General features: G+C 67.5%; 23 protein-coding genes. 14 read left to right on the top strand and 9 right to left on the bottom strand.

What is annotated here, in order from left to right; all coding sequences use genetic code 11:
• Window positions 1-22 precede the first annotated feature (22 nt).
• From ACJH7A_RS26730 to ACJH7A_RS26715, 4 genes are all read right to left on the bottom strand, one after another.
• The gene (locus ACJH7A_RS26730) at window positions 23-1,096 is read right to left on the bottom strand and encodes a cellulase family glycosylhydrolase (RefSeq protein ID WP_406802981.1); all 1,074 of its coding nucleotides are present in this window, start codon (window positions 1,094-1,096) and stop codon (window positions 23-25) included.
• 122 nt (window positions 1,097-1,218) lie between these two features.
• The gene (locus ACJH7A_RS26725) at window positions 1,219-1,959 is read right to left on the bottom strand and encodes an ABC transporter permease (RefSeq protein ID WP_212814504.1); all 741 of its coding nucleotides are present in this window, start codon (window positions 1,957-1,959) and stop codon (window positions 1,219-1,221) included.
• A 58-nt stretch (window positions 1,960-2,017) separates the two neighbouring features.
• Window positions 2,018-2,827 carry an ATP-binding cassette domain-containing protein gene (locus tag ACJH7A_RS26720; protein WP_212807652.1) on the bottom strand — a complete coding sequence of 270 codons (810 nt, stop codon included), beginning with the start codon at window positions 2,825-2,827 and terminating at the stop codon, window positions 2,018-2,020.
• Entirely contained in the window at window positions 2,824-3,282 is a 459-nt protein-coding gene (locus tag ACJH7A_RS26715) for a MarR family winged helix-turn-helix transcriptional regulator (RefSeq protein ID WP_212807651.1), read from the bottom strand. The genes ACJH7A_RS26720 and ACJH7A_RS26715 overlap by 4 nt, the downstream gene beginning before the upstream one ends.
• 55 nt (window positions 3,283-3,337) lie before the next feature.
• On the opposite strand from ACJH7A_RS26715, the gene ACJH7A_RS26710 reads away from it, so the two are divergent.
• The gene (locus tag ACJH7A_RS26710; protein ID WP_406802980.1) at window positions 3,338-4,138 is read left to right on the top strand and encodes an enoyl-CoA hydratase/isomerase family protein; all 801 of its coding nucleotides are present in this window, start codon (window positions 3,338-3,340) and stop codon (window positions 4,136-4,138) included.
• Between the two features lie 26 nt (window positions 4,139-4,164).
• Here ACJH7A_RS26710 and ACJH7A_RS26705 read toward each other — a convergent pair whose 3' ends face one another.
• Window positions 4,165-4,713 carry a nicotinamidase gene (locus ACJH7A_RS26705; RefSeq protein ID WP_212807649.1) on the bottom strand — a complete coding sequence of 183 codons (549 nt, stop codon included), beginning with the start codon at window positions 4,711-4,713 and terminating at the stop codon, window positions 4,165-4,167.
• 55 nt (window positions 4,714-4,768) lie between these two features.
• Between ACJH7A_RS26705 and ACJH7A_RS26700 the strand changes: the two genes are divergently transcribed.
• Entirely contained in the window at window positions 4,769-5,338 is a 570-nt protein-coding gene (locus ACJH7A_RS26700) for a TetR/AcrR family transcriptional regulator (RefSeq protein WP_212807648.1), read from the top strand.
• Here ACJH7A_RS26700 and ACJH7A_RS26695 read toward each other — a convergent pair.
• Window positions 5,315-5,941 carry a TetR/AcrR family transcriptional regulator gene (locus ACJH7A_RS26695; RefSeq protein ID WP_406802979.1) on the bottom strand — a complete coding sequence of 209 codons (627 nt, stop codon included), beginning with the start codon at window positions 5,939-5,941 and terminating at the stop codon, window positions 5,315-5,317. The two genes, ACJH7A_RS26700 and ACJH7A_RS26695, sit on opposite strands and share 24 nt — an antisense overlap.
• Before the next feature lie 90 nt (window positions 5,942-6,031).
• On the opposite strand from ACJH7A_RS26695, the gene ACJH7A_RS26690 reads away from it, so the two are divergent.
• Together ACJH7A_RS26690 and ACJH7A_RS26685 are read left to right on the top strand one after the other, a co-directional pair.
• A complete protein-coding gene (locus ACJH7A_RS26690) occupies window positions 6,032-7,387 on the top strand; it encodes a cytochrome P450 (protein WP_406802978.1) in 1,356 nt (451 codons plus the stop codon).
• Between the two features lie 9 nt (window positions 7,388-7,396).
• On the top strand, window positions 7,397-8,212 hold the full coding sequence (locus tag ACJH7A_RS26685; RefSeq protein WP_406802977.1) for an alpha/beta fold hydrolase: 816 nt from the start codon (window positions 7,397-7,399) through the stop codon (window positions 8,210-8,212).
• A gap of 48 nt (window positions 8,213-8,260) precedes the next feature.
• On the opposite strand, the gene msrA is transcribed toward ACJH7A_RS26685, so the two are convergent.
• Entirely contained in the window at window positions 8,261-8,764 is a 504-nt protein-coding gene (msrA, locus tag ACJH7A_RS26680) for a peptide-methionine (S)-S-oxide reductase MsrA (protein ID WP_212807644.1), read from the bottom strand.
• 92 nt (window positions 8,765-8,856) lie between these two features.
• Between msrA and ACJH7A_RS26675 the strand changes: the two genes are divergently transcribed.
• The 3 genes from ACJH7A_RS26675 to ACJH7A_RS26665 all read left to right on the top strand — a co-directional run bounded on the left by ACJH7A_RS26675 (window position 8,857) and on the right by ACJH7A_RS26665 (window position 11,270).
• Window positions 8,857-9,369, top strand: coding sequence for a nuclear transport factor 2 family protein (locus ACJH7A_RS26675; RefSeq protein WP_406802976.1), 513 nt, complete (start codon window positions 8,857-8,859; stop codon window positions 9,367-9,369).
• Window positions 9,366-10,385 carry an NAD-dependent epimerase/dehydratase family protein gene (locus ACJH7A_RS26670; RefSeq protein ID WP_406802975.1) on the top strand — a complete coding sequence of 340 codons (1,020 nt, stop codon included), beginning with the start codon at window positions 9,366-9,368 and terminating at the stop codon, window positions 10,383-10,385. The genes ACJH7A_RS26675 and ACJH7A_RS26670 overlap by 4 nt, the downstream gene beginning before the upstream one ends.
• A gap of 63 nt (window positions 10,386-10,448) precedes the next feature.
• Window positions 10,449-11,270, top strand: a complete 822-nt coding sequence (locus ACJH7A_RS26665; RefSeq protein ID WP_406802974.1) for a class I SAM-dependent methyltransferase — start codon at window positions 10,449-10,451, stop codon at window positions 11,268-11,270.
• A gap of 13 nt (window positions 11,271-11,283) precedes the next feature.
• Here ACJH7A_RS26665 and ACJH7A_RS26660 read toward each other — a convergent pair whose 3' ends face one another.
• Window positions 11,284-11,754 carry an SRPBCC family protein gene (locus ACJH7A_RS26660; protein WP_406802973.1) on the bottom strand — a complete coding sequence of 157 codons (471 nt, stop codon included), beginning with the start codon at window positions 11,752-11,754 and terminating at the stop codon, window positions 11,284-11,286.
• Window positions 11,755-12,015: 261 nt separating this feature from the next.
• Between ACJH7A_RS26660 and ACJH7A_RS26655 the strand changes: the two genes are divergently transcribed.
• The 3 genes from ACJH7A_RS26655 to ACJH7A_RS26645 all read left to right on the top strand — a co-directional run bounded on the left by ACJH7A_RS26655 (window position 12,016) and on the right by ACJH7A_RS26645 (window position 13,866).
• Window positions 12,016-12,495, top strand: coding sequence for a chitin-binding protein (locus ACJH7A_RS26655; RefSeq protein WP_406802972.1), 480 nt, complete (start codon window positions 12,016-12,018; stop codon window positions 12,493-12,495).
• 99 nt (window positions 12,496-12,594) lie between these two features.
• The gene (locus ACJH7A_RS26650) at window positions 12,595-12,960 is read left to right on the top strand and encodes a DUF427 domain-containing protein (protein WP_406802971.1); all 366 of its coding nucleotides are present in this window, start codon (window positions 12,595-12,597) and stop codon (window positions 12,958-12,960) included.
• A gap of 9 nt (window positions 12,961-12,969) precedes the next feature.
• Window positions 12,970-13,866: a DNA-3-methyladenine glycosylase 2 family protein gene (locus ACJH7A_RS26645; protein ID WP_318984013.1), complete on the top strand. Its 897-nt coding sequence runs from the start codon at window positions 12,970-12,972 to the stop codon at window positions 13,864-13,866.
• Here the strand turns inward: ACJH7A_RS26645 and aqpZ are convergent.
• Window positions 13,863-14,609 (bottom strand): aquaporin Z, encoded by a 747-nt coding sequence (aqpZ, locus tag ACJH7A_RS26640; RefSeq protein ID WP_212807635.1) that lies wholly within the window; start codon window positions 14,607-14,609, stop codon window positions 13,863-13,865. The two genes, ACJH7A_RS26645 and aqpZ, sit on opposite strands and share 4 nt — an antisense overlap.
• Before the next feature lie 549 nt (window positions 14,610-15,158).
• Here aqpZ and gltB point away from each other — a divergent pair.
• From gltB to ACJH7A_RS26620, 4 genes are all read left to right on the top strand, one after another.
• Window positions 15,159-19,766, top strand: coding sequence for a glutamate synthase large subunit (gltB, locus tag ACJH7A_RS26635; RefSeq protein WP_212807634.1), 4,608 nt, complete (start codon window positions 15,159-15,161; stop codon window positions 19,764-19,766).
• The gene (locus tag ACJH7A_RS26630) at window positions 19,759-21,225 is read left to right on the top strand and encodes a glutamate synthase subunit beta (RefSeq protein ID WP_212807632.1); all 1,467 of its coding nucleotides are present in this window, start codon (window positions 19,759-19,761) and stop codon (window positions 21,223-21,225) included. Before gltB ends, ACJH7A_RS26630 begins: the two co-directional genes overlap by 8 nt.
• 148 nt (window positions 21,226-21,373) lie before the next feature.
• The gene (locus tag ACJH7A_RS26625) at window positions 21,374-22,705 is read left to right on the top strand and encodes a glycosyltransferase 87 family protein (protein ID WP_318984010.1); all 1,332 of its coding nucleotides are present in this window, start codon (window positions 21,374-21,376) and stop codon (window positions 22,703-22,705) included.
• A 186-nt stretch (window positions 22,706-22,891) separates the two neighbouring features.
• On the top strand, window positions 22,892-23,653 hold the full coding sequence (locus tag ACJH7A_RS26620) for a polysaccharide deacetylase family protein (protein ID WP_406802986.1): 762 nt from the start codon (window positions 22,892-22,894) through the stop codon (window positions 23,651-23,653).
• The last annotated feature ends 73 nt before the right edge of the window (window positions 23,654-23,726 follow it).

Here is a 23,726-nt window from a genome sequence, read left to right as displayed (position 1 = left end):
CGCCAACCGCCGACGATGCCCGTCAGGCCATGGCCTTGACGGCCGCCTGTGCCGGCTTCGGGGTCCAGTCGGAGCGGTAGACGCCGATGGATTCCTCGGGGTTCGAGCTGCCGGTGACGCGGTCGCGCGTGGTGTAGATGTACGACGGGCCGGCGTAGGGCAGCGTGCGCCACTTGGCCAGGAAGTCGCGGATGTAGTCCGCCTGGGTGGCTTCGTCGACGGCCGAGTTGGGCTCGCCGTACTCGGTGGCCCAGATCTTCTTGCTGCCGTCGCCGTTGGCGGCCATGGCCTGATGGATGCCGTCGGTCTGGCTCAGCGGTGAGTTGGGCACGCCGGCGCCGGCCGAGAACTTCAGGTTGTAGTGGTACGGGTGGAACGACAGCGCGTCGAACGAACCGGCCGCGCCGGCGGCGTACATGCGCTGGATGAAGGTGACGGGGTCCAGGGTCAGCGAGCCGAACGACACGACCGCGCCGACGACACCGCCGATGACGACGGCGCCGCGATCGGCGGCCTTGATCTTCGGGTACGAGGCCTTGAGCATGTCGGCGTAGACGGCGGGCTCCGGGCCCTGCGGGCCGGAGGTCCACGACATCACGGCGTTGGGCTCGTTCCAGATCTCGTAGGCGTCAACCCGGCCCCGGTAGTGCGCGGCGACCGCGCCGGCGAAATCGCCGTACACCGCGGCGGAGGCGGGCGGGCTGCTGATCGGGATGGCACCGGGTGCGACGGCCCAGGCCGGTGTCGCGACGATCGCGCCGACCACCGACATGTGGCGGGCGTTGGCCGCCCCGACGACGGTGTCGACCTGCCCCCAGTTGAAGCTGCCCTGGGTGCCCTCGATGCCGGCCCACGGGATGATGATGCGGACGGTGCGCACACCGGTCGCCGACATCAGGTCGAAGGTGTGGTTGATGTCGTCGGCGTTCATGCCGTAGACGTCGGAGTCGGCGAAGCCGACGCTGCTGGCCGACTGGCTGATGCCCGTCGGGATGAACGGGATGGTGGCCGGGCTGTTGGCCAGGGTTTCGGTGGCGGCGGCGGAAACTGCCGCGACGGTGAAGACTGCTGCAGCGATCTTGGTGACGTTGCGCAACGTTTACTCCAATCTGAGGCACTGCTGTTGATCTTGACCCCCGCCGGATGGGTTGAACCTAACAGCTGTTCAGGCCGCAGCAGGCAGGACCGCGCGATACGACGCCGATGCCGCAGCGTTCGTCACCGCACCAGGCGGCGCAGCAGGGCCGACGCCGCGGCGATGCCCACCACCGCGGCGACGGCCAGGACCGCGATGTCCAGCAGGGTGTGGCCGGGCGTGCCCAGCAGGAGCGAGCGCAGCGCGTTCACTTCGTACGACAGCGGGTTGACGGTGGAGAGCGCGCGCAGCCAGCCCGGCATGATGTCCACCGGATACAGCGCGTTGGAGGCGAAGAACAGCGGCATGGTGATGGCCTGGCCGATGCCCATCAGGCGGTCGCGGTTGCGGACCAGGCCCGCCAGAGTCATTGACAGACAAGCGAAGAACGCCGACCCGAGCATCACGACCGCCATGGCGGCCAGGATGTGCAGCGGGTTGAAGCTGAGATGGATGCCCATCAGCAGGGCGATCACCAGAACACCGATCACCTGCGCTATCGAGCGGACTCCCGCCGCGAACGCCTTGCCGGTGATCAGCGCCGAGGCCGGCGACGGGGTCACCATCAGTTTGGCCAGGATGCCGGCATCACGGTCCCAGACGATCTGGATGCCGTAGAAGATCGAGATGAACAGCGCCGACTGGGCGATGATCCCCGGCGCCAGGAACGACAGGTACGGCACGCTGCCGGTGTTGATGACATGCAGCCGCGAGAAGGTCTGGCCGAAGATCAGCAGCCACAGGGCGGGCTGGATCGTCCGGGTGACCAACTCGGTGCGGTCGTAGCGCAGCTTCTGCAATTCGACCAGAGCGAAGGCGCCCATCCGGCGGGCGAGCCCGCCGATGCGCCTGGCGCCGCGCGGTGCGGCGACGAGTTCGACGTCAACTGACACGACGGGCCGTCCTCCTTCCGGCGCGGACGTCCTTCAAGGTCTGGCGGTCGTCGTCCCCGGACAGGTCGGACCCGGCGTAGTGCCGGAACACGTCCTCGAGCGTGGCAGCCGGACCGAGCGCCGCCTTCAGATCGGTGGGCGACCCGACGGCCTGCAGGACGCCGTGGTGCATGAGGGCAACCCGGTCGCACAACGCGTCGGCTTCCTCCATGTAGTGCGTGGTGAGCAGGACCGTCATGCCGAACTCCCGCTGCATGTTCGCCACCTGGGTCCAGACACTGTCGCGCGCAATGGGATCCAGGCCGACGGTGGGTTCATCGAGAATCAGCAGCGACGGCCGGTTCACCAGCGCCTGCGCCAGCTCGAGCCGCCGAACCATGCCGCCCGAGTAGGTCTTGGCGGGCCGGTCGGCGACGTCGAGCAGCTGCATGGCGCGCAGCGCGTCGTCGACCCTGTCGCGGCGCTCGCGGCGCGGTACGTCGTACAGCCGCGCGAACAGGTCGACGTTCTGGCGTCCGGTGAGGGCGGATTCGATCGAGAGTTGTTGCGGCACATAGCCGAGGTTCTGACGGATATCCATGGTGCGGCGGCCGGCGTCGAGCCCGAAGATGCGCACCTGCCCGTGCTGCACGGGCGTCAGGGTGGTGAGCAGGCGTACCAGGGTGGTCTTGCCGGCGCCGTTCGGGCCGAGCAGTCCCATGGTTTCCCCCACGTCGACGGTGAGGCTCAGGTCGTCGACGGCGGTGAAATCGCCGTAGCGGTGCGTGACGTGGTCGCATTCGATGGCGGGAGTACTCATGGCCGGCTCTCCTGGAGCATTCGGGTCATCTCGGCCAGGACGGTCAAACCCTTTGACAGATCATCGATTTGCTCGGTGCTGAGTTGATTGAGCACGACATCGAGGGCGGCCCGGCGGGAGGCCCTGGTCTGATCGGCGAGCTGCTGGGCCGGCTCGGTCAGCCGGAGGCGCCCGATGCGGCGGTCGTCGGGGTCGACGGTGCGGACCAGGAGGTTGTCCGCGACCAGCTTGGAGACCAGTGTCGACGCGGTGTTGGCGGCCAGGCCCAGTTCCTGTGCGGCTTCCCGGACCGAGATGCCGGGCCGGCGGCCGACGAGTCTGAGCAGTTCGGCCTGCGACTGGGTGACGCCTGCGAAGCTCCCGCCGGCGGTCCGGCGCAGCTGCCGGCGGAACGTGCCGACCGTGTGGAACAGGTCGGTCGTGAGGTCCGGGGCGGGGGCGGTGTGGGCGGGCACGTCTCAACAATAGCTCTGTTACAGAGGTATTGCAGAATCGTGGTTTACTCGGGCGGTGTTCCCCGCATACCGCACGCTGCTGACCGGCTTCGACGGCGGTGTGGTGACGCTGACGCTGAACCGGCCCGAGCGGCGCAACGCCTTTGGTGACGGGATGCGGGAAGAACTCGCCGACGCCTACACCCGGTGCGACCAGGCCGACGACGTGCGCGCCGTCGTGCTGACCGGGGCGCCGCCGGCATTCTGCGCCGGGGCCGACCTGGCCGCGGGTGACGAGACGTTCGCGGCGCCGGGCCCGGAGTTCAGTGCCGCCGGCATCCCGGTTCCGGCGTGGTCGTTGAGCAAGCCGGTGATCGCGGCGGTCAACGGGCACGCCATCGGGCTGGGGCTCACCCTGGCGCTGCAGTGCGATATCCGGATTTTCGCCGCGGACGCCCGCTACGGCGTCGTGCAGGTGCGCCGCGGGGTGGTGGGGGACGCCTACTCGCATTGGGCATTGCCGCGATTGGTCGGCATCGCCCGGGCTGCGGAAATCCTGTTGACGGGAACGACTTTCGACGGTCGCCGCGCCGCGGAGCTCGGCATCGCGAGCCGCGTGCTGCCCGCTGATGAGGTGCTGCCGGCCGCGCTGGCGGTGGCCCACGACATTGCGGACAACACCGCGCCGATGTCGGTGGCCGCCAGCAAGCGGCTGCTCTGGGACTCGTTCGACCTGTCGCGCGACGAGGTGGGCCGGCGGGAGACGGAGATTCATCTCGCGGTGATGGCGCATGACGACGCCAGGGAGGGTGTGCGGGCGCTGCAGGCCGGGCGGTTGCCGCGGTGGTCGGGCCGGCCGGTGGATCCGACGCGTTAGGGGCGAGCGGAGCGACGGGAAGTGCCTCAGACGACCGTCACGCCGGAATCTCTCAGGGCGGCAACGGCATTCGTGGTGCCGTCGGCCGATACCCCGGCGGTGTAACCGAGCAGGACGCGGGTGCGGAACCCGGCCTCGGCGGCGTCGGCCGCCGTGGCCTTGACGCAGTAGTCGGTGGCGATGCCGACCACGTCGACCTCGTCGACCCCGCGGGTGCGCAGCCAGTCCGCCAGTGCGGTGCCGCTTTCGTCCTCGCCTTCGAACCCGCTGTAGGCCGCGGAGTGCGGGCCCTTGCGGAACACCGCCTCGACCGTGGAAACGTCGAGCTCCGGGTGGAACTGCGCGCCCGGTGTCCCGGCGACGCAGTGCGGCGGCCACGACGTCACGTAGTCGGGGTGGTCGGAGAAATGCGCGCCCGGGTCGATGTGATGGTCGGCCGTGGCGACGACGTGGTCGTACTCGCGGCGGGCCAGCAGATCGCTGATCGCACGCGCCACTTCACCGCCGCCGGACACCGCGAGGGAACCCCCTTCGCAGAAGTCGTTCTGCACGTCGACGACGATCAACGCCCGCATGTGTCCACGGTAGACCGCTTGCTGCGGTTCGCCCGTTGCCGTAGCGTCCGGACACGTGTCTGAACAGGCGCTTGAGCCCACCCGGCGCCGGTTGACGGCCAAACAGGCCGATACGGTCGACCGGCTGAGCCGTGCCGCCCTCGACCTGTTGCGCCGCGAAGGCTTCGCGGGGCTGACGGTCCGCCGGGTCGCGGCCGACGCCGGTGTCGGCGCTGCGACGGCCTACACCTACTTCTCGTCGAAGGAACACCTGGTCGCCGAGGTGTTCTGGCGTCGCCTGGCGTCGTCGCCGCCCGCGGCGCACGACTCCGACGATCCTGCCACGCGGGTGACCGAGGTGCTGCGGCACATCGCACTACTAGTGATCGACGAGCCGGAGTTCGCCGGCGCCGTCACCAACGCGCTGCTGGGCCGCGACCCCGATGTCGAGGTGCTGCGGCAGCGCATCGCCGCGGATATCCGCTCCCGACTGGCCGCGGCGCTCGGTCCGGACGTCGACGACGACGTCATCGAGTCGCTGGAGATGCTCTATTCGGGCGCGCTGGTCCGGGCCGGCATGGGGTTCACGTCGTACGACGAGATCGCCGCGCGGCTGGAGAAGTCAGCGCGGCTGATGCTGCGCTGACGATCGGGTGCCCAGCATCGCGAGCGCGGCGGTGACAGCAGGTTCGGTGAGCTCCGCGACGTCGCGGCCGTCCTCGACGAGCAGAGCGGTGAGTTCGCGGAGACCGCCGAGCAGGATCAGGGCCACCGGCCGGTCGATCGGGGCGATGCCGGCGCGCTGGAACCCCGAACCGCTGGTGAGGTCGACGACCATGTCGGTGAGATGCTCCATGGCCAGGCGATTGAGTGGCAGCGCGGCGTCACCGAGCGCCGGCGCCTCGCGGATCCAGCTCAAGGTGATCGCGGGCCGGGAGGCGATGTGCGCGACGTACGCGTCGACCGCGTTGCGCACCTGCTGCTCCCAGTCGGCGTCGGGATCGATGGCGGCGCGGATCCGGGCGATGAGGTCGTCGTTGTTGGAGCGCAGCAGTTCGACGAAGCACTCTTCCTTGCTGGCGAACTGGTCGTAGAAGGTGCGCTTGGAGGTCTTGGCGTTCCGGACGATGTCGGCGACGGTGGTGTCGCGGTAGCCCCGGGTCTCCAGGGAGGTGGCGAGCCCATCTAGCAGCCGCCCGCGGAACGGCTGCGGAGCCGTCTGCGCCGCGTTGACCTCGCTGCCTGTCATCGCTCTCCCAAAACCCTTGTCACCTTTGGTACCAGCCGGTACCGTACCGGATAACCACGCGGTACACCGTGGTACCGCGTAAACAGTGGTTTGGAGCGTGCCATGACCGAAACCGTCACCGCTGAACTCACCGAGTGCGCCCCGGCGATCCATCTGCCACCGGCGACCGGAGTGCCCAAGTTTCTTCAAGGGGTCGCGTTCGCGACCAATCGGCGCCGGTTCGTCAACCGGATGGTGCCGCGACTCGGTCCGGTATTCACCTGTGATGCACCGGTTTTCGGCCGCGCCGTCATGGTGACCGACCCCCAGCTGGCCAAGCAGGTGTTCGCCGCGAACCCGGCTGACGTCGGCAACATCCAGCCGAACCTGTCCCGCGTCCTCGGCAGCGGATCGGTGTTCGCGCTCGACGGTTCCGAGCACCGGCTGCGCCGCAAGCTGCTGACCCCGCCGTTCCACGGCAAGAGCATCAAGAATTACGAGCGCATCTTCGAAGAGGAGACGCTGCGTGCGGCGGCGTCCTGGCCCGAGGGGAAGTCGTTCCCCACGCTCGAACCGATGATGCACATCACCCTCAACGCCATCCTGCGCGCGGTGTTCGGCGCCGACGGCCACCACCTCGACGAGCTACGGCGCATCATCCCGCCGTGGGTCACCCTGGGGTCGCGGCTGGCGGTGCTGCCGATGCCGCCGCGCACCTACGGCCGCTTCACGCCGTGGGGCCGGCTCGCCGAATACCGGCGCCGGTACGACGAGGTCGTCGGCAGACTCATCGACACGGTCGCGGCCGACCCTGATCTCGACAGCCGCGACGACGTGCTGGCGCTGCTGCTGCGCAGCACCTACGAGGACGGAACGGCGATGTCCCGCAGCGACATCGCCGACGAACTGCTGACACTGCTGGCGGCCGGCCACGAAACCACCGCGGCCACCATGGCGTGGGTCTTCGAACGGATCTCCCGGCACCCCGAGGTGCTGCGCCGTCTCGAAGACGAGGTGGCAGCCGGTGACACCGACGAGTACCGCCAGGCGACCATCCTGGAGGTGCAACGCATTCGCACCATCATCGACTTCGCCGGCCGGCACGTGTACGCGCCGACCTTCCAGCTCGGGGAATGGGTCATTCCGCGGGGCTTCTCGGTGATCGTCGCCATCGACCACATGCACGAGGACGCAAAGGAATTCGCCGATCCGGAGCGGTTCGACCCGGAGCGCTTCCTCGGGCGCCGTCCGCCGCTGGCGTTCCTGCCGTTCGGTGGCGGTACCCGGCGCTGCGTGGGCGCGGTGTTCGCGCAGGTCGAGATGGACGTCGTGCTGCGGACGGTGTTGCGGCACTTCGCCATTCAGGTCACCAGCGCGCCGGGGGAGCGGGTCTTCTCGCGGGGTGTGGCCTACACGCCCAAAGACGGTGGCCGCGTGACCTTACGCCGGCGGGTCACCCCGCTGTAGGTTCATGCTGTGACCGAACGGATTACGCAGTACCGCAATGACGGACTGACTTTCGACGTGGTCGACTCCGGCCCCATCGACGGCGACGTCGTGGTGTTGTTGCACGGCTTCCCGCAGACCGCAGAGTCCTGGAACGCCGTGTCGGAGCTGTTGCACGCCAACGGTTTCCGGACGCTGGCACCCAACCAGCGCGGCTATTCGCCGGGTGCCCGGCCGAAGGGCCGGCGGCAGTACACGATCCCCAAACTGACCGACGACGTCGCCGCGCTGATCGACCTGGTCGGCGGACCGGTGCACGTGGTCGGGCACGACTGGGGCGCGGCGATCGCCTGGTCGCTGGCGGCGACGAAACCGGAGTTGGTGCGCACCCTGACCGCGGTGTCGGTGCCCCACACCGGCGCCTTCCTGAAGGCGATGGCCGTCGGGACGCAGGCGCTGCACTCGTACTACATGCTGATCTTCCAACTGCCGTGGCTCGGCGAACGATTCGCGCAACTGGCCATGCCGCGCAGCGGGATGACCGATGAAGCGCTGGCCGTCACGCGGGCCGAGGTGTTCGACAGCGGGGCGCTGACCACCGCACTCAACTGGTACCGCGCCATGCCGTTCGTGAACCCGAAATCGGCGTTCACGCCCGTGACCCGGCCGACCACCTACATCTGGAGCGACGGCGACATCGCCCTCGGCCGCAAGGGCGCCCTGCTCACCGAGCAGTTCGTCCACGCGCCGTACAAGTTCGAGATCGTCGAAGGCGCAAACCACTGGTTGCCGGACCAGCACCCCGAGCTCGTGGCCCGGCTGATCGCCGAGCGCGCCGCCACCTAGCGATTTGTGCACGATTTTCCGCGGCTCGCGCGGAAAATCGTGCACAAATCACGCTCGTTTGGGCAGTTTCCAGCCTGGCCGCGGGAAGTGGCAGGTGTAGCCGTTGGGAATGCGCTCCAGGTAGTCCTGGTGCTCCGGCTCGGCCTCCCAGAACGGGACGGCCGGCGTCACCTCGGTGACCACCTTGCCCGGCCACAGACCCGAGGCGTCGACGTCGGCGATGGTGTCTTCGGCGATGCGCTTCTGCTCGTCGTCGGTGTAGAAGATCGCCGAGCGGTAGCTGGTGCCGACGTCGTTGCCCTGCCGGTTGACGGTCGACGGGTCGTGGATCTGGAAGAAGAACTCCAGGAGCGCCCGATAGTCGGTCTGGCTGGGGTCGTAGATGATCTCGACGGCCTCGGCGTGGCCGGGGTGGTTGCGGTAGGTCGGGTGATCGTTGGTCCCGCCGGTGTAGCCGACCCGGGTCTTGAGCACACCCGGCTGCTTGCGGATCAGGTCCTGCATCCCCCAGAAGCAGCCGCCCGCCAGGATCGCGGTCGCAGTGTCGGTCATGTACGCCTCCTCGCTTTGATTCCAGAGAACCGAACTCCCGGCGAGTGCGCAAGTGCTCGACAAACGTCACTAGAACGTGTTCTAGTTTTCCTGTGACGGGCAACACCTTCAGTCGCGAGGAACTCATCGCGGCATTCGACGTCTTCGAGCAGACCGTGGACCGCGCCGCCCAGACGCGCGACTGGGATCCGTGGACCGACCACTACACCGAGGACGTGCTGTACATCGAGCACGCCATGGGCACCATGCACGGCCGCGAGGAGGTGCGGCCCTGGATCTGGAACACCATGGAGAACTTCCCCGGCAGCTACATGACGTCGTTCCCGTCGCTGTGGAAGGTGTACGACGAGGCGACCGGCCGCGTCATCTGCGAGCTCGACAACCCCATGCGCGATCCCGGCGACGGCACCATCATCGGCGCCACCAACATCTCGATCATGACGTACGCGGGCGACGGCCTGTGGAGCAAGCAGGAAGACATCTACAACCCCATGAAATTCCTCGAGGCCACCATGGCGTGGTGCAAGAAGGCCGAAGCGCTGGGCACGCTGCCGGAGGTGGCCGAGGAGTGGATGCAGAAGTTCGGCGGTAGGGGACGCCGGTGACGTCGCTTGTCATCGGGGCCAACGGCTATCTCGGCTCGCACGTCACCCGGCAGCTGGTGGCGGCCGGGGAGGACGTGCGGGTCATGGTCCGGGCCGGTGCCAACACCATCGGCATCGACGACCTCGCCGCCACCCGCTACGAGGGCGACATCTGGGACAACGACACCCTGCGGGCCGCGATGACCGGTGCCGACGTCATCTACTACTGCGTCGTCGACACCCGCGGCTGGCTCCGGGATCCGTCGCCGTTGTTCCGCACCAACGTCGAGGGCACCCGCAATGTGCTGGATGTCGCGGTGGCACCCGAAATCGCTTCGGGCCTCAAGAAATTCGTCTTCACGAGCAGCTATGCCACGGTGGGGCGCAAGCGCGGCTTCGTCTCCACCGAGGACGACATCGCCGACGAGCGCACGCTGCCGCCGTACGTGCGGTCGCGCGTGCAGGCCGAGAAACTGGTGCTGCAGTACGCCCGGGAACGCGGGCTGCCGGCCGTCGCGATGTGTGTGTCCACCACGTACGGCGGAACGGACTGGGGCCGTACGCCGCACGGCGCCATCATCGCCGGTGCCGCGTTCGGGAAGCTGCCGTTCGTGATGAGCGGCATCGAGCTGGAAGCGGTCGACGTCAACGACGCCGCCCGCGCGCTGATCCTGGCCGCCGACAAGGGCCGGCCCGGTGAGCGATACCTGATCTCCGACAAGATGATCAGCAATGCCGAGGTGGCGCGCATCGCCGCGGCCGAGGCCGGGGTGCCGGCGCCGGCCAAGTCGCTGCCGCTGCCGGTGACGTACGCACTTGCCACCCTGGGCACCGTCAAAGGCCGGCTCAAGGGCACCGACGAACACATGTCGCTGGCGTCACTGCGACTGATGCGCGCTGAGGCGCCCGTCGACTGCAGCAAGGCGAGGACTGAATTGGGTTGGGAGCCAAGGCCCGTCGAGGACGCGGTGCGGGAAGCGGCGCGGTTCTGGGTGGGCCTGCGAAAGGCTCGGCAGGCCCAGAAATCCCGGGGCTGAACAACGCGCCGTGCAGCGTTAAGTCGTGGCGCGGCAAGGCCTACCGCGGCTAGCGTCGAAGCCATGACGGACAGATTGCAGGTGGACCTGACCGGGGCACCGCAGACCATGTTGGCCACGCTGTACGCCAAGGCCCTGGACGCCGACCTGCCGAAGTCGGTGCTGCACGACACCTACGCCCGCGATATCGTCGCCCGCATCGACTACGACTGGTCGCAGACCACGATCACGGCTGCCAGGTCACCGGGGGTCACCCTGCGGTCCGCCTACTTCGACAAGACGGCGCGGCAGTTCCTGGCCGTACACCCGGAAGCCGTTGTGCTGCACCTGGGTTGCGGACTGGACAGCCGGTACTACCGGCTGGACCCGGGACCCGGCGTCGACTGGTACGACATCGACTACCCGGAGGTCGCCGAGCTGCGCCGTCAGCTCTACCCGGCCCGCGAGCACTGCCACATCGTCCCGGCTTCGGTGACGGACCCGGCGTGGCTCGCCGACATCCCGGCCGACCGCCCGGTACTGATGCTGGCCGAGGGCCTCACGATGTACCTCAGCGAGGCCGACGGGCAGGCTCTGTTCCGTCGCATCGTGGCGCATTTCCCAAGTGGGGAACTGCAATTCGATGCCTTCAGCCGGCTCGGTGTGAAACTGCAGTGGACGAACTCCGTGGTGCGCCGTTCGGGCGCGACGTTGAAGTGGGCCATGGACGGCCCCGACGACGTCCTGTCGGCAGTGCCGGGACTGCGGCTGCTGTCATGGGAGTCCGCCCTCGGCCCCGACGGCTACGACCGGCTGCCGACGGGACTACGGGTGATGGCCGCCGTCATGCGCGCCGTGCCCGGCATGCGCCACATGTCGCAATACCACCGGTATTCGTGGGGCTGACCACCCGGCCCGGTCACGCGGCCTCGGCGCGGGCCTTCAGCCGCTCGAGCGTCAGCCGGATGTTCTCGGCGTTGGCCGCGTCCCGGTCGGCGACCCCGGTGAGCGAGGCCGCGAACAGCTTCAGCAGACCCGGCCGGTTGTCCCACGTGGACTCGACGACCCGGCAGCCGTTCGGCGTCTCGGTGATGTCGTAGCGCCAGTGCGCAATGGGCACGATCGAGGACTTCACGGCGAAGCCGAACGTCTTGCCCGGCTCGGCTTCGGTGACGGTGCAGCTGGTGGTCCATGTCTTCGAGCCGTTGCGGTTGTGTCCCTTGAACACCGAACCGGGTACCGCCGAGGACCCCTTCTGCCACTCCATGGTGTGTGCCTCCTCGGCGAGCGAGGCCAAGGTGGGCAGATCGGTCAGCAACGCGTAGACAGCCGACGGGCTGGCGGCGATCTCGATGGCAGCGGTGACGGAGGCGGGTCCCTGTGCGGTCATGGCGCTGATCGTAGACAGACGGTCCAGGGGTTGGGCAAGCGGTAATTGTCGGTGGCGCAACAAGAATGCTCGATCTTTGCGGTAACCGTTTCGGGGTATCCCGGCGATATACCGCGTGACGGCACCTTCCAACGAAGGAGTTGGGTTGATATGAGCAAAAAGACGTTTGTGGCAGCTACCGCGCTCACCACCGGTGTGAGCGCGGCGATTATGGGATTAGGAGTCAATATCGCGCAGGCGAAGCCTGCACCCTGCCCGCCGATGCAGGTATGCAACGGCCCGGGTAACGGACACGGCCCGGGTGGCGGCGGTCCGCCCGGAAACCCCGGCGGTCCACCTGGAAATCCCGGTGGTCCACCTGGAAATCCCGGTGGTCCCGGCGGCGGGCCCGGTGGGCCACCGCCAGGTAACCCGGGCAATCACGACGACTGGCACCCGGGCGGCAACGACAATGGCCGTGGGGACTGGCATCCCGGCGACCAGGGGAACTGGCACCCCACGCCGGGCGACCCGGGACCGGGCGACTGGCACTGGCGTGGCGGCCCGCCGCCGTGGGGCCATGGACCTGGGCCGTGGGGCTGGGGACCACCGCCCAGGCCGAACATCATCTGGGTGGCGCCCCCGCCGTGGGCACCGCCGCCGCCCCCGTTCGACTACTGGGGCTACACCGTCTATCCGGTGTGGGACCCAGGCTTCATGGCGTGGGGTTTCTGGTTCTTCGGCATCTGGATTGCGCTGTAATCCGTCAGTAGTTGCCGTCTGATGGCTGGGCCTGTCACTGGCGACAGGCCCAGCGTCATGTCGGGAATCGGCGCCGCCGGGAAAGGTGTTGCACTGAACATGACCGAGCGTCCCGTGCTCGAGCCCAGTGCGGCTCACCCCATCACCATCACGCCGACCGCCGGACACGTCACCGTCACGGTCAACGGCCGCGTGGTTGCGGACACCACCGACGCACTCACACTGCAAGAGTCGAATTACCCAGCGGTGCAATATATTCCGCTCGCCGACGTCGAGCAGACGGAGCTGTCCCGAAGCACGACCACCAGCTACTGCCCGTACAAGGGTGACGCCGGCTACTACCACGTCGGCGGCGTCGAGGACGTCATCTGGACCTACGAACAGCCCTACCCCGCGGTCGCGGAGATCGCCGGCCGGGTGGCGTTCTACCCGGACAAGGCCGACATCGTGGTGCATCCCGCCTAACCTGAATCCGTGCCCACCGCCAGCCTGGCCCTGGACGGCCCGGCCGGCCTCGGCCTGACGTTGTCGCCGCTGCGCCGCGGCGGGACCGATCCGACCTTCCGGACCGTCGACGGCGTCATCTGGCGCACCAGCCTGATGCGCACCGGCGGGGTCACAGCGCGCCTCAGCTCGTCCGATCTCAAGACCGTCGACTGCGAGGTGTGGGGCGATGGCGCCGCCGAGTTCCTGGACCGTCTACCCGCGCTGGTCGGCGCCGAAGACGATGCCACGGGATTCGCACCCACCGAACCGACCATTGCCGAGGCCTGGCGCCGCGTGCCGCACCTGCGCCTGTGCCGCACGGGGCGGGTGCTGGAGGCGCTGATCCCGGCGATCCTCGAGCAACGGGTGCAAGGCCGGGATGCGTGGAATTCGTTCCGCAAGCTCACCATGCGATATGGCGCGCCCGCGCCCGGCCCGGCGCCGGCCGGCATGCGGCTGCCGCCGACCGCCGATGCGTGGCGCCGCATCCCGTCCTGGGAATTCCACCGCGCGAACGTGGATCCCGGCCGGGCCCGCACCCTGGTCGGCTGCGCGCAGCGGGCCGACGCGCTGGAGCGGCTGACCGCCGAGACCGCGATCACGGCCTTGATGTCGTTGCCGGGAGTCGGGCTGTGGACGGCCGCCGAGACGGTGCAGAAGGCGTTCGGCGACGCCGACGCGCTCTCGGTCGGCGACTATCACCTGGCCAAGATGGTGGGCTGGACCCTGCTGGGCCACCCGATCGACGACGCCGCGATGGTCGAACTGCTGGAACCGCTCCGGCCACACCGGCATCGGGCGGTACGGCTGCTCGAAGTCAGTGGCCTGGCGCGCAACCCGAGATTCGGTGCGCGCCAGGCGATTCCCAGCCTGAAGGAAATCTAGGCGGCGACGACGTCGGCTTCGTGATCCGTCTCGGCGGTGCCGAACAACAGCGGATAAGCGACGCCCGCGATGGCGGCTCCGACCAACGGCGCCAGCCAGAACACCCACAGCTGCGTCGGCGCCCCGTTGCCGTTGAAGAACGCGACGCCGGTCGAGCGGGCCGGATTCACCGAGGTGTTGGAGATCGGGATCGAGATCAGGTGGACGAGGGTCAGGGACAGGCCGATGGACAGTCCGGCGAAGCCCTTCGGGGCGCGGGCGTCGGTGGAGCCCAGGATCACGAACAGAAACATCGCGGTCAGGACGATTTCGGTGATGAGCACCGACGCCAGGCCGAAATGTTCCGGTGAGTGGTCCCCGAAACCGTTCGCGGCCATGTTGCCGGTCGCCGACCAGCCCTTCTGGCCACTGCCGATCCAGTAGATGACCCCGCCGGCCACGAGCCCGCCGATGATCTGGGCGATCCAGTACCCGGGCAGTGCCTTCCAGTCGATCCGCCGGGCCAGGGCCGCGCCGAGCGTGACCGCCGGATTGAAATGGCCGCCCGAGACACTGCCGAAGGCGTAGACGCCCGTCAGTACCGTGAGGCCGAAAGCTATTGCGACACCGAGGAATCCGATGCCGATAGAGGTGTGTTCGGTGGGATTGGCGGCAAAGACCGCGGCGCCGCAACCGCCGAGCACGAGCCAGAAGGTGCCGACGGCCTCCGCCGCCAGCTTGTGTGTGCTCGTGGGAGTACTCATTTGGTCGAACCCTCCAATTCCTGTCGAAAAAGCCGGGTCAGCAAACAGCATTTCGAGGGTCCCACCGATGGGCGGCCGGGAGCCCGGCTGTTGCTGAATAGCGGCTCAAAGGTGACCGGCGGGTGCCCGCTGACCGGCCCGGAATCTAAGAATCTGAGCAATCTTTGCAGCAAATAAACTTTTGGTAACGGCCTGCGGAAATGTGACTCCCAGCAAACCATATTGCGGTGTCGTGACCAGTGGTGCGGGTGGGCCCCGTCGGGGTGTGACCGGAATTGATTGGCGAAAACGCAAGGGCTCCAATAAAATTGGCCCTACCGACCGGTAGCTTTAGAGTGCTGTGCACCACAGTCACAGCAACCTCATTAGGTCTGCCTAAGTTGGCATGTCAGGCCGGGTTTGTCATATCGTTTTGTCTCAATCGAGGCGAGCGGGACGGCCCGTCGTTCAGTGCTGCACGCTGGCATACCGTCGCTCAGTCCGCTGACGCCGTTGAAAGCGGCGGTCAAGCGATGCTTCGTAAAGAAGATGGTGAAGGGTTAGGTGGGAATGGCGCCGCAGCACGGCGGACCCAGCAAGGTCGGGCTGTACAACCCCGCGCATGAGCACGACGCCTGTGGCGTCGCCATGGTCGCGGACATTCACGGACGTCGGAGCCGCGACATCGTCGACAAGGCGATCACGGCACTGCTGAACCTGGAGCATCGCGGTGCTGCAGGTGCCGAGCCGAACACCGGCGACGGCGCAGGCATCCTGCTGCAGGTTCCCGACGAGTTCCTCCGCGCCGTGTGCGCCGAGGAAGGCTTCGAGCTTCCTGCCGAAGGCAGCTACGCCACGGGCATCGCTTTCCTGCCGCAGTCGGCCCGCGACGCCAAGCTGGCGTGCGAGGCCGTCGAGAAGATCGTCGAAGCCGAGGGCCTGCAGGTCCTGGGCTGGCGCGATGTGCCGTTCGACGAGTCGTCGCTCGGTGCGCTGGCGCGTGACGCCATGCCGACCCTGCGGCAGATCTTCATCGCCGGCGCCGACGGCATGCAGCTCGAGCGCCGCGCCTACGTCATCCGCAAGCGCGCCGAGCACGAGCTGGGCACCAAGGGCCCGGGCCAGGACGGCCCCGGTCGCGAGACGGTGTACTTCCCGAGCCTGTCGGGCAAGACCATCGTCTACAAGGGCATGCTCACCACCCCGCAGCTCAAGGCGTTCTACCTGGACCTGCAGGACGAGCGGATGAAGAGCGCGCTGGGCATCGTGCACTCGCGCTTCTCGACCAACACGTTCCCGTCGTGGCCGCTGGCGCACCCGTTCCGCCGGGTCGCGCATAACGGTGAGATCAACACCGTCAACGGCAACGAGAACTGGATGCGTGCCCGCGAGGCGCTCATCCACACTGACGTGTTCGGGTTCCACAACGACCTGAACAAGATTTTCCCGGTCTGTACGCCGGGCGCCTCGGACACCGCGCGGTTCGACGAGGCGCTCGAACTCCTGCACCTGGGTGGACGTCCGCTGCACCACGCCGTGCTGATGATGATCCCCGAGGCATGGGAACGCAGCGAGACCATGGACCCCGCCCGCCGGGCGTTCTACCAGTACCACGCGTCGCTCATGGAGCCGTGGGACGGCCCGGCGTCGGTGTGCTTCACCGACGGCACCATCGTCGGCGCGGTGCTGGACCGCAACGGCCTGCGTCCCTCGCGCATCTGGGTCACCGACGACGGGCTCGTCGTCATGGCCTCCGAGGCCGGCGTCCTGGATCTGGACCCGTCGACCGTCGTCAAGAAGATGCGTCTGCAGCCCGGCCGCATGTTCCTCGTGGACATGGCCGAAGGCCGGATCGTCGACGACGAGGAGATCAAGGACAAGCTGGCGGCCGAGCACCCCTACCAGGAGTGGCTCGACAACGGCCTGTTCCACATCGACGATCTGCCCCCGGGCGACTATGTCAAGATGCCGCACCACCGCGTGGTGCTGCGCCAGCAGGCGTTCGGCTACACGAACGAAGAGGTCAATCAGCTGATCGTGCCGATGGCCCGCACCGGCGCCGAGGCGCTGGGCTCCATGGGTACCGACACCCCGATCGCTGTGCTATCGCAGCGGCCGCGGATGCTCTACGACTACTTCCAGCAGCTGTTCGCACAGGTCACCAACCCGCCGCTGGACGCCATCCGCGAAGAGGTCGTCACCAGCCTCTCGGGCGTCATCGGCCCCGAGGGTGACCTGCTCAACCCGGACGAGAACTCGTGCCGGCAGATCGTCGTGCCGCAGCCGATCCTGCGCAACGGCGACCTGTCCAAGCTGATCTGCGTCGACCCCGACCACGAGATCCGGGGCCGCAAGCACGGCATGCGCGCCGCGGTCATCAGCTGCCTGTACCCCGTCGCCGACGGTGGAGAGGGCCTGCGCCGCGCCCTGGAGGATGTCCGCACCAAGGTGTCGCAGGCCATCCGCAACGGTGCCCGCATCATCGTGCTGTCGGACCGTGAGTCCAACGAATGGCTCGCGCCGATTCCGTCGCTGCTGTCGACGGCCGCCGTCCACCACCACCTGGTCCGGGAACGCACCCGCACCCAGGTCGGCCTCGTGGTCGAGTCCGGTGACGCCCGCGAGGTGCACCACATGGCCATGCTGGTGGGTGTCGGCGCGGCCGCCATCAACCCGTACATGGCCTTCGAGACCGTCGAGGACATGGTCGACCGCGGTGTCATCACCGGTCTGACCAGCGACCAGGCCAAGGCCAACTACGTCAAGGCCGCCGGCAAGGGTGTGCTGAAGGTGATGTCCAAGATGGGCATCTCGACGCTGGCCTCCTACACCGGCGCCCAGCTGTTCCAGGCCGTCGGCATCAGCCAGCGCGTGCTCGACGAGTACTTCACCGGCATCTCCTGTCCGACCGGCGGCATCGACCTCGACGACATCGCGGCCGACGTCGCGGCGCGGCACAGCCTCGCCTACCTCGACCGGCCCGACGAGTGGGCGCACCGTGAGCTCGAGGTCGGCGGCGAGTACCAGTGGCGCCGCGAGGGCGAGTACCACCTGTTCAACCCGGACACGGTGTTCAAGCTGCAGCACTCCACCCGCACCGGGCAGTACTCGGTGTTCAAGGAGTACACCAAGCTGGTCGATGACCAGAGCGAGCGCATGGCCTCCCTGCGTGGCCTGTTCACGTTCAAAGAAGGTGTGCGCGAACCGATCTCGATCGACGAGGTCGAACCCGCCAGCGAGATCGTCAAGCGGTTCTCCACCGGCGCGATGAGCTACGGCTCGATCTCGGCGGAGGCCCACGAGACGCTGGCCATCGCCATGAACCGCCTTGGCGGACGGTCGAACTCGGGTGAGGGCGGCGAGAACGTCGAGCGCTTCGAGCGGGACGCCAACGGCGACTGGCGGCGCAGCGCCATCAAGCAGGTCGCGTCGGCCCGCTTCGGTGTGACGTCGCACTACCTGACGAACTGCACCGACATCCAGATCAAGATGGCCCAGGGCGCCAAGCCCGGTGAGGGCGGTCAGCTTCCGGGGCACAAGGTGTACCCGTGGGTGGCCGAGGTACGGCACTCGACCCCGGGTGTCGGCCTGATCTCGCCGCCGCCGCACCACGACATCTACTCGATCGAGGATCTGGCGCAGCTGATCCACGACCTGAAGAATGCCAACCCCGAGGCCCGTATCCACGTGAAGCTGGTGTCGGAGAACGGCGTCGGTACCGTCGCCGCGGGTGTCTCGAAGGCGCACGCCGACGTGGTGCTCATCTCCGGGCACGACGGTGGCACCGGTGCGACCCCGCTGACCTCGCAGAAGCACGCAGGCGCGCCGTGGGAGCTGGGCCTGGCCGAGACGCAGCAGACCCTGCTGCTCAACGGTCTGCGCGACCGCATCGTCGTGCAGGTCGACGGTCAGCTCAAGACCGGCCGCGACGTCGTCATCGCCGCGCTGCTGGGTGCCGAGGAATTCGGTTTCGCCACCGCACCGCTGGTGGTCTCGGGCTGCATCATGATGCGCGTCTGCCACCTCGACACCTGCCCCGTGGGTGTGGCCACCCAGAACCCGGTGCTGCGCGAGCGGTTCACCGGCAAGCCGGAATTCGTCGAGAACTTCTTCCTGTTCATCGCAGAAGAGGTCCGCGAACTCATGGCGCAGCTGGGCTTCCGCACCATCAACGAGATGGTCGGCCAGGTCGGCGCGCTGGACACCAGCAAGGCCATCGCGCACTACCGCGCGCAGAAGCTGGACCTGACCCCGGTGCTGTACGAACCGGAGTCGGCCTTCATGAAGCAGGATCTGTACTGCACGTCGAGCCAGGACCACGGTCTGGACAAGGCGCTCGACCAGCAGCTGATCGCCGAGTGCCGGGACGCCATCGAGTCCAAGGTGCCGGTCAGCCTCGCCATGAAGATCACCAACGTGAACCGCACCGTCGGCACCATGCTGGGCCACGAGGTCACCAAGGTTCACGGCGGCCAGGGTCTGCCGGACGGCACCATCGACATCACGTTCGACGGCTCGGCGGGTAACAGCTTCGGCGCGTTCCTGCCCAAGGGCATCACCCTCCGGGTGAACGGCGACGCCAACGACTATGTCGGCAAGGGTCTTTCGGGTGGACGCATCGTGGTGCGCCCGTCGAAGAACGCGCCCGCGGGCTACGTGGCCGAGGAGAACATCATCGGCGGCAACGTGATCCTGTTCGGTGCCACCAGTGGGCAGGCGTTCCTGCGCGGTGTGGTGGGCGAGCGGTTCGCGGTGCGCAACTCGGGCGCCGTCGCGGTCGTCGAGGGCGTGGGCGACCACGGCTGCGAGTACATGACCGGTGGCAAGGTCGTCATCCTCGGCGAGACCGGCCGTAACTTCGCCGCCGGTATGTCCGGCGGTATGGCCTTCGTCTACGACCCGAAGGGCGCCCTGCCGGGCAACATCAACGGCGAGATGGTCGATCTCGATGCGCTGGACGCCACCGACGAACTGTGGCTGCACGAGATCATCACCGCCCATGTCGATGGCACCGAATCGGCTGTGGGACAGCGGATTCTGGCCGATTGGCAGAATCAGAAGGAGCAGTTCATCAAGGTGATGCCTCGCGACTACAAGCGGGTACTGGAGGCGATCGCCGGGGCCGAGGCCGCCGGCGAGGACGTCAGCGAAGCGATCATGGCGGCCGCTCGTGGCTGATCCGAACGGCTTCCTCAAGCACACCCACCGTCAGACTCCGGTCCGCCGGCCGGTCGACCTGCGCCTCAAGGACTGGAAAGAGGTCTACGAGGAGTTCTCCAAGGAGACCTTGCAGGTCCAGGCCTCGCGCTGCATGGACTGCGGTATCCCGTTCTGCCACAACGGTTGTCCGCTCGGGAACCTCATCCCCGAGTGGAACGACCTGGTGTACCGGGACCGCTGGCGCGACGGCATCGAGCGCCTGCACGCCACCAACAACTTCCCGGAATTCACCGGGCGGCTGTGCCCGGCGCCGTGTGAGGCGTCGTGCGTCCTCGGCATCAACCAGGACCCGGTGACGATCAAGCAGGTCGAGGTCGAGCTGATCGACAACGCCTTCGACCAGGGCTGGGTCAAGCCGATGATCCCGGACGTCAAGACCGGCAAGAAGGTCGCCGTCGTCGGTTCCGGACCGGCCGGTCTGGCCGCTGCCCAGCAGCTGACCCGCGCCGGCCACGACGTGACCGTGCTCGAGCGGGCCGACCGCATCGGTGGTCTGCTGCGTTACGGCATCCCGGAATTCAAGATGGAGAAGCGGCACATCGACCGTCGTCTGGAGCAGATGGCGGCCGAGGGCACGCAGTTCCGGACCAACGTCAACGTCGGCGTCGACATCACCGTCGAGCAGCTGCAGGAAGACTACGACGCGGTGGTCCTGGCCGGCGGCGCGACCGCATGGCGTGACCTGCCGATCCCGGGCCGCGAGCTCGAGGGCATCTACCAGGCCATGGAGTACCTGCCCTGGGGTAACCGCGTGCAGCTGGGCGACGACGTCCTCGGACCCGACGGCGAGCCGCCGATCACGGCCAAGGGCAAGAAGGTCGTCATCATCGGTGGCGGTGACACCGGCGCCGACTGCCTGGGCACCGCCCACCGGCAGGGCGCCGAGAGCGTCCACCAGTTCGAGATCATGCCGCGTCCGCCGGAGGAGCGCGCCGAGTCGACCCCGTGGCCGACCTACCCGCTCATGTTCCGGGTGTCCTCGGCACACGAAGAGGGCGGCGAGCGCGTCTTCTCGGTCAACACCGAGGAGTTCGTGGGCACCGACGGCAAGGTCTCGGCGCTGAAGGTGCACGAGGTCGTCATGAAGGCCGGCAAGTTCGAGAAGGTCGAGGGTTCGGACTTCGAACTCGCGGCGGACATCGTCTTCCTGGCCATGGGCTTCGTCGGCCCCGAGCGTGAAGGCCTGCTGACCGAGCTGGGCGTCGAGCTCACCGACCGCGGAAACGTGGCCCGGGACAACGACTTCCAGACCACGGTGCCCGGCGTCTTCGTCGCCGGTGACATGGGCCGCGGTCAGTCGCTGATCGTGTGGGCCATCGCCGAGGGCCGCGCCGCGGCCGCCGGCGTGGACCGCTACCTGATGGGTGAGTCGGCGCTGCCGAAGCCCATCAAGCCGACGGCTGCGCCGCAGCGCTGATCTGACAATCAACCGTGGCCCGGTGGTGCGATGCACCGCCGGGCCACGGTTTTTTTGCGTCAGGAAAGCAGAACCGGTGACCCTCACGCTGCGTGGGTGGTGCAGATTGGCGACGGGCGCCGCACGCACTGCTCGATAAAATCGGCCGGTGAGCAGTGGGGGAGGACAGACGCGACTGCCGCATCCAGTGGTGTTGGGTGCGGTCGCGGTCGCGATCCTGGCGTTGGTGGTGCACAACCAGCTGGTGCCGTTCGATGTGAAGTTCTTTGGATTGATGGAGAACGACTTCGACCTGTCGACGTATCGAGCTGCGGTCGATGGGCTCTGGCACGGCAAGCCGTTGTACGAGACGCCGGCGTTGAAAGAGGCGTGGTTCGTCTACCCGCCGTTCGCGACAGTGCTTCTTGCCCCTTTCGCGTTGGCTGGCTTCGAAGTCGCGAAGTGGTCGCTGTTGGTTCTGTCGGTAGGGCTTTTGGCGCTGTTGGCTTGGCGCACAATGCGATTGGCCGGCGTTCGCGCTGACTGGCGACTGGCGACGGTCAGCGCGGCGCTCGGCGTGACGGTCATGGACGTCGAGCCGGTGCAGGCCACGCTCTGGTGGGGACAGATCAATGTGCTGCTCATGGCGATGGTGCTGCTGGATCTGTTGCGGCCCAAAGCTTCCCGTTCGCGAGGTATCGGGTTGGGGCTGGCGGCGGGCATCAAGCTGACGCCGCTGGTGTTCCTGCCGTACCTGCTGCTGACTCGGCAATGGCGTACTTTTGCCGTGGCCACAGGGACTTTCGTGGCAACGGTCGTGGGTACCTGGCCATTCCTTCCGACGGACAGCGGTTGGTTCTGGAGTCACCTGGGCGATACCACGCACATCGCGCATATCGATCACCTGGCGAACCAGTCGCTCAATGGCTTCCTCGCCCGCTTCTTCGCACCACTTCCACGGCCTGAATGGTTGTGGATCACCTTGAGCCTGTTGGTTCTTGTTGCCGGCCTGGCGGTGGCGTGGTGGGCCCACCGCCGCGGCGAGCAGGCCCTGGCTCTCGTGGTGGTGGGCCTGACCGGTTGTGCCGTCTCGCCGTTCAGCTGGGCTGCGCACTGGGTCTGGTTCGCGCCGGCGATCTTTTGGCTCGTCGGGAAAGCCTGTACGACGCAGGGTGGTTGGGCTCGGGGCTGGGCGTACCGTGCTGCCGGCTTGTTCGCGGCGGTGTTCATGTGGACGCTGCACAAACCCGGCCGGAACCACACCACGATGTACTTCAGCGGCGTGTACTGGAATTTCCTCGACCTGCGGCCGTTCTGGATCGGCCAAGTGATGAGCGGCTGGTATCCGCTGGTGTACCTGTGCTTCCTGATCGGTGCGGTCGGTTGGTTGCGGTTGAGTACGTCGGAGCCGCGTGTGGTGGGCGCGACGGCCATGAGTGCCGACGATCTCGGGGACTACCCGCCGGAATTCCTTGACGACGAGGTGCCTGCTCGCGTCTAGCGCGGTCGGGGCGCGCCTCCGCATCTGGCGATGCCGTTGATAACGACTCGATACCGCCGGGTGTGTCGCGTGAGGCTGGTGTGACTGGAGTTGCACAATTGATCGGTTCGGGTCCCGATTGACCAGAACTGAATACTTATGGCGAACTACTCCACTGCACCCGCATCCCTGTTCGCCGGCTCCGAGCTGAGCCGGCGACGTTTTCTCGTGGGCTTGTCGGCCTCGGTGGTGGCCGGCGTGGGCCTGGCGCGGTGCGCCGTCGACGGGCCGGCCGCGACCGTGGCCGCAGCGCCGCCGAAGGCTCCCAAGGATCCGGTACAGCGGGGCATGGGATTGGCGTTGCCGGGTGGTGGCGAGCTCAGCAGCCTGCCGGACGTGGCCGGCAATCGCGTGGCGATCACGCTCGACGACGGCGTGAGTTCCGAGGTGGTGCGCGCGTACACCAAGCTCGCGCGGGACACCGGGATGCGGCTCACCTATTTCGTCAACGGCCGCTACCAGTCGTGGACCGAGAACCGGGACCTGATGCTGCCGCTGGTGGAGTCGGGCCAGATTCAGTTGGGCAACCACACCTGGTCGCATCCGGACCTGGCGAAACTGTCCAAGGACGAGATCGTCGACCAGTTGGAGCGCAACCACAAGTTCCTGCAGTCGACCTTCGGGATCGACTCCCGGCCGTACTACCGGCCGCCGTACGGCAGCCACAACGCGATCGTCGACAAGATCGCCGCGGAACTCGGCTACTCGACGCCGACCATGTGGACGGGATCGCTGGGCGACGAGAACATCGTCACCGAGGACTACATCCTGAAGATGGCGGGCAAGTACTTCACGGAGCAGACGGTGGTCATCGGCCACCTCAACCACCTGCCGGTGACGCACGTCTACGGCCAACTGGTCGATCTGCTGAAGGAGCGCAATCTGCGCACCGTCACACTGGATGACTGAACCATCCCGCGTTTGATGCGCACCTCCTTCCTTGGGAAGGTGCATGTCATGCCGAGCAAGTACGACCCGGAGA

This window comes from Mycobacterium sp. SMC-17, assembly GCF_045310915.1.
Classification (GTDB): domain Bacteria; phylum Actinomycetota; class Actinomycetes; order Mycobacteriales; family Mycobacteriaceae; genus Mycobacterium.
Note: the sequence above shows the minus strand (reverse complement) of the source record. Positions and strands in the feature narration are given on the sequence as shown.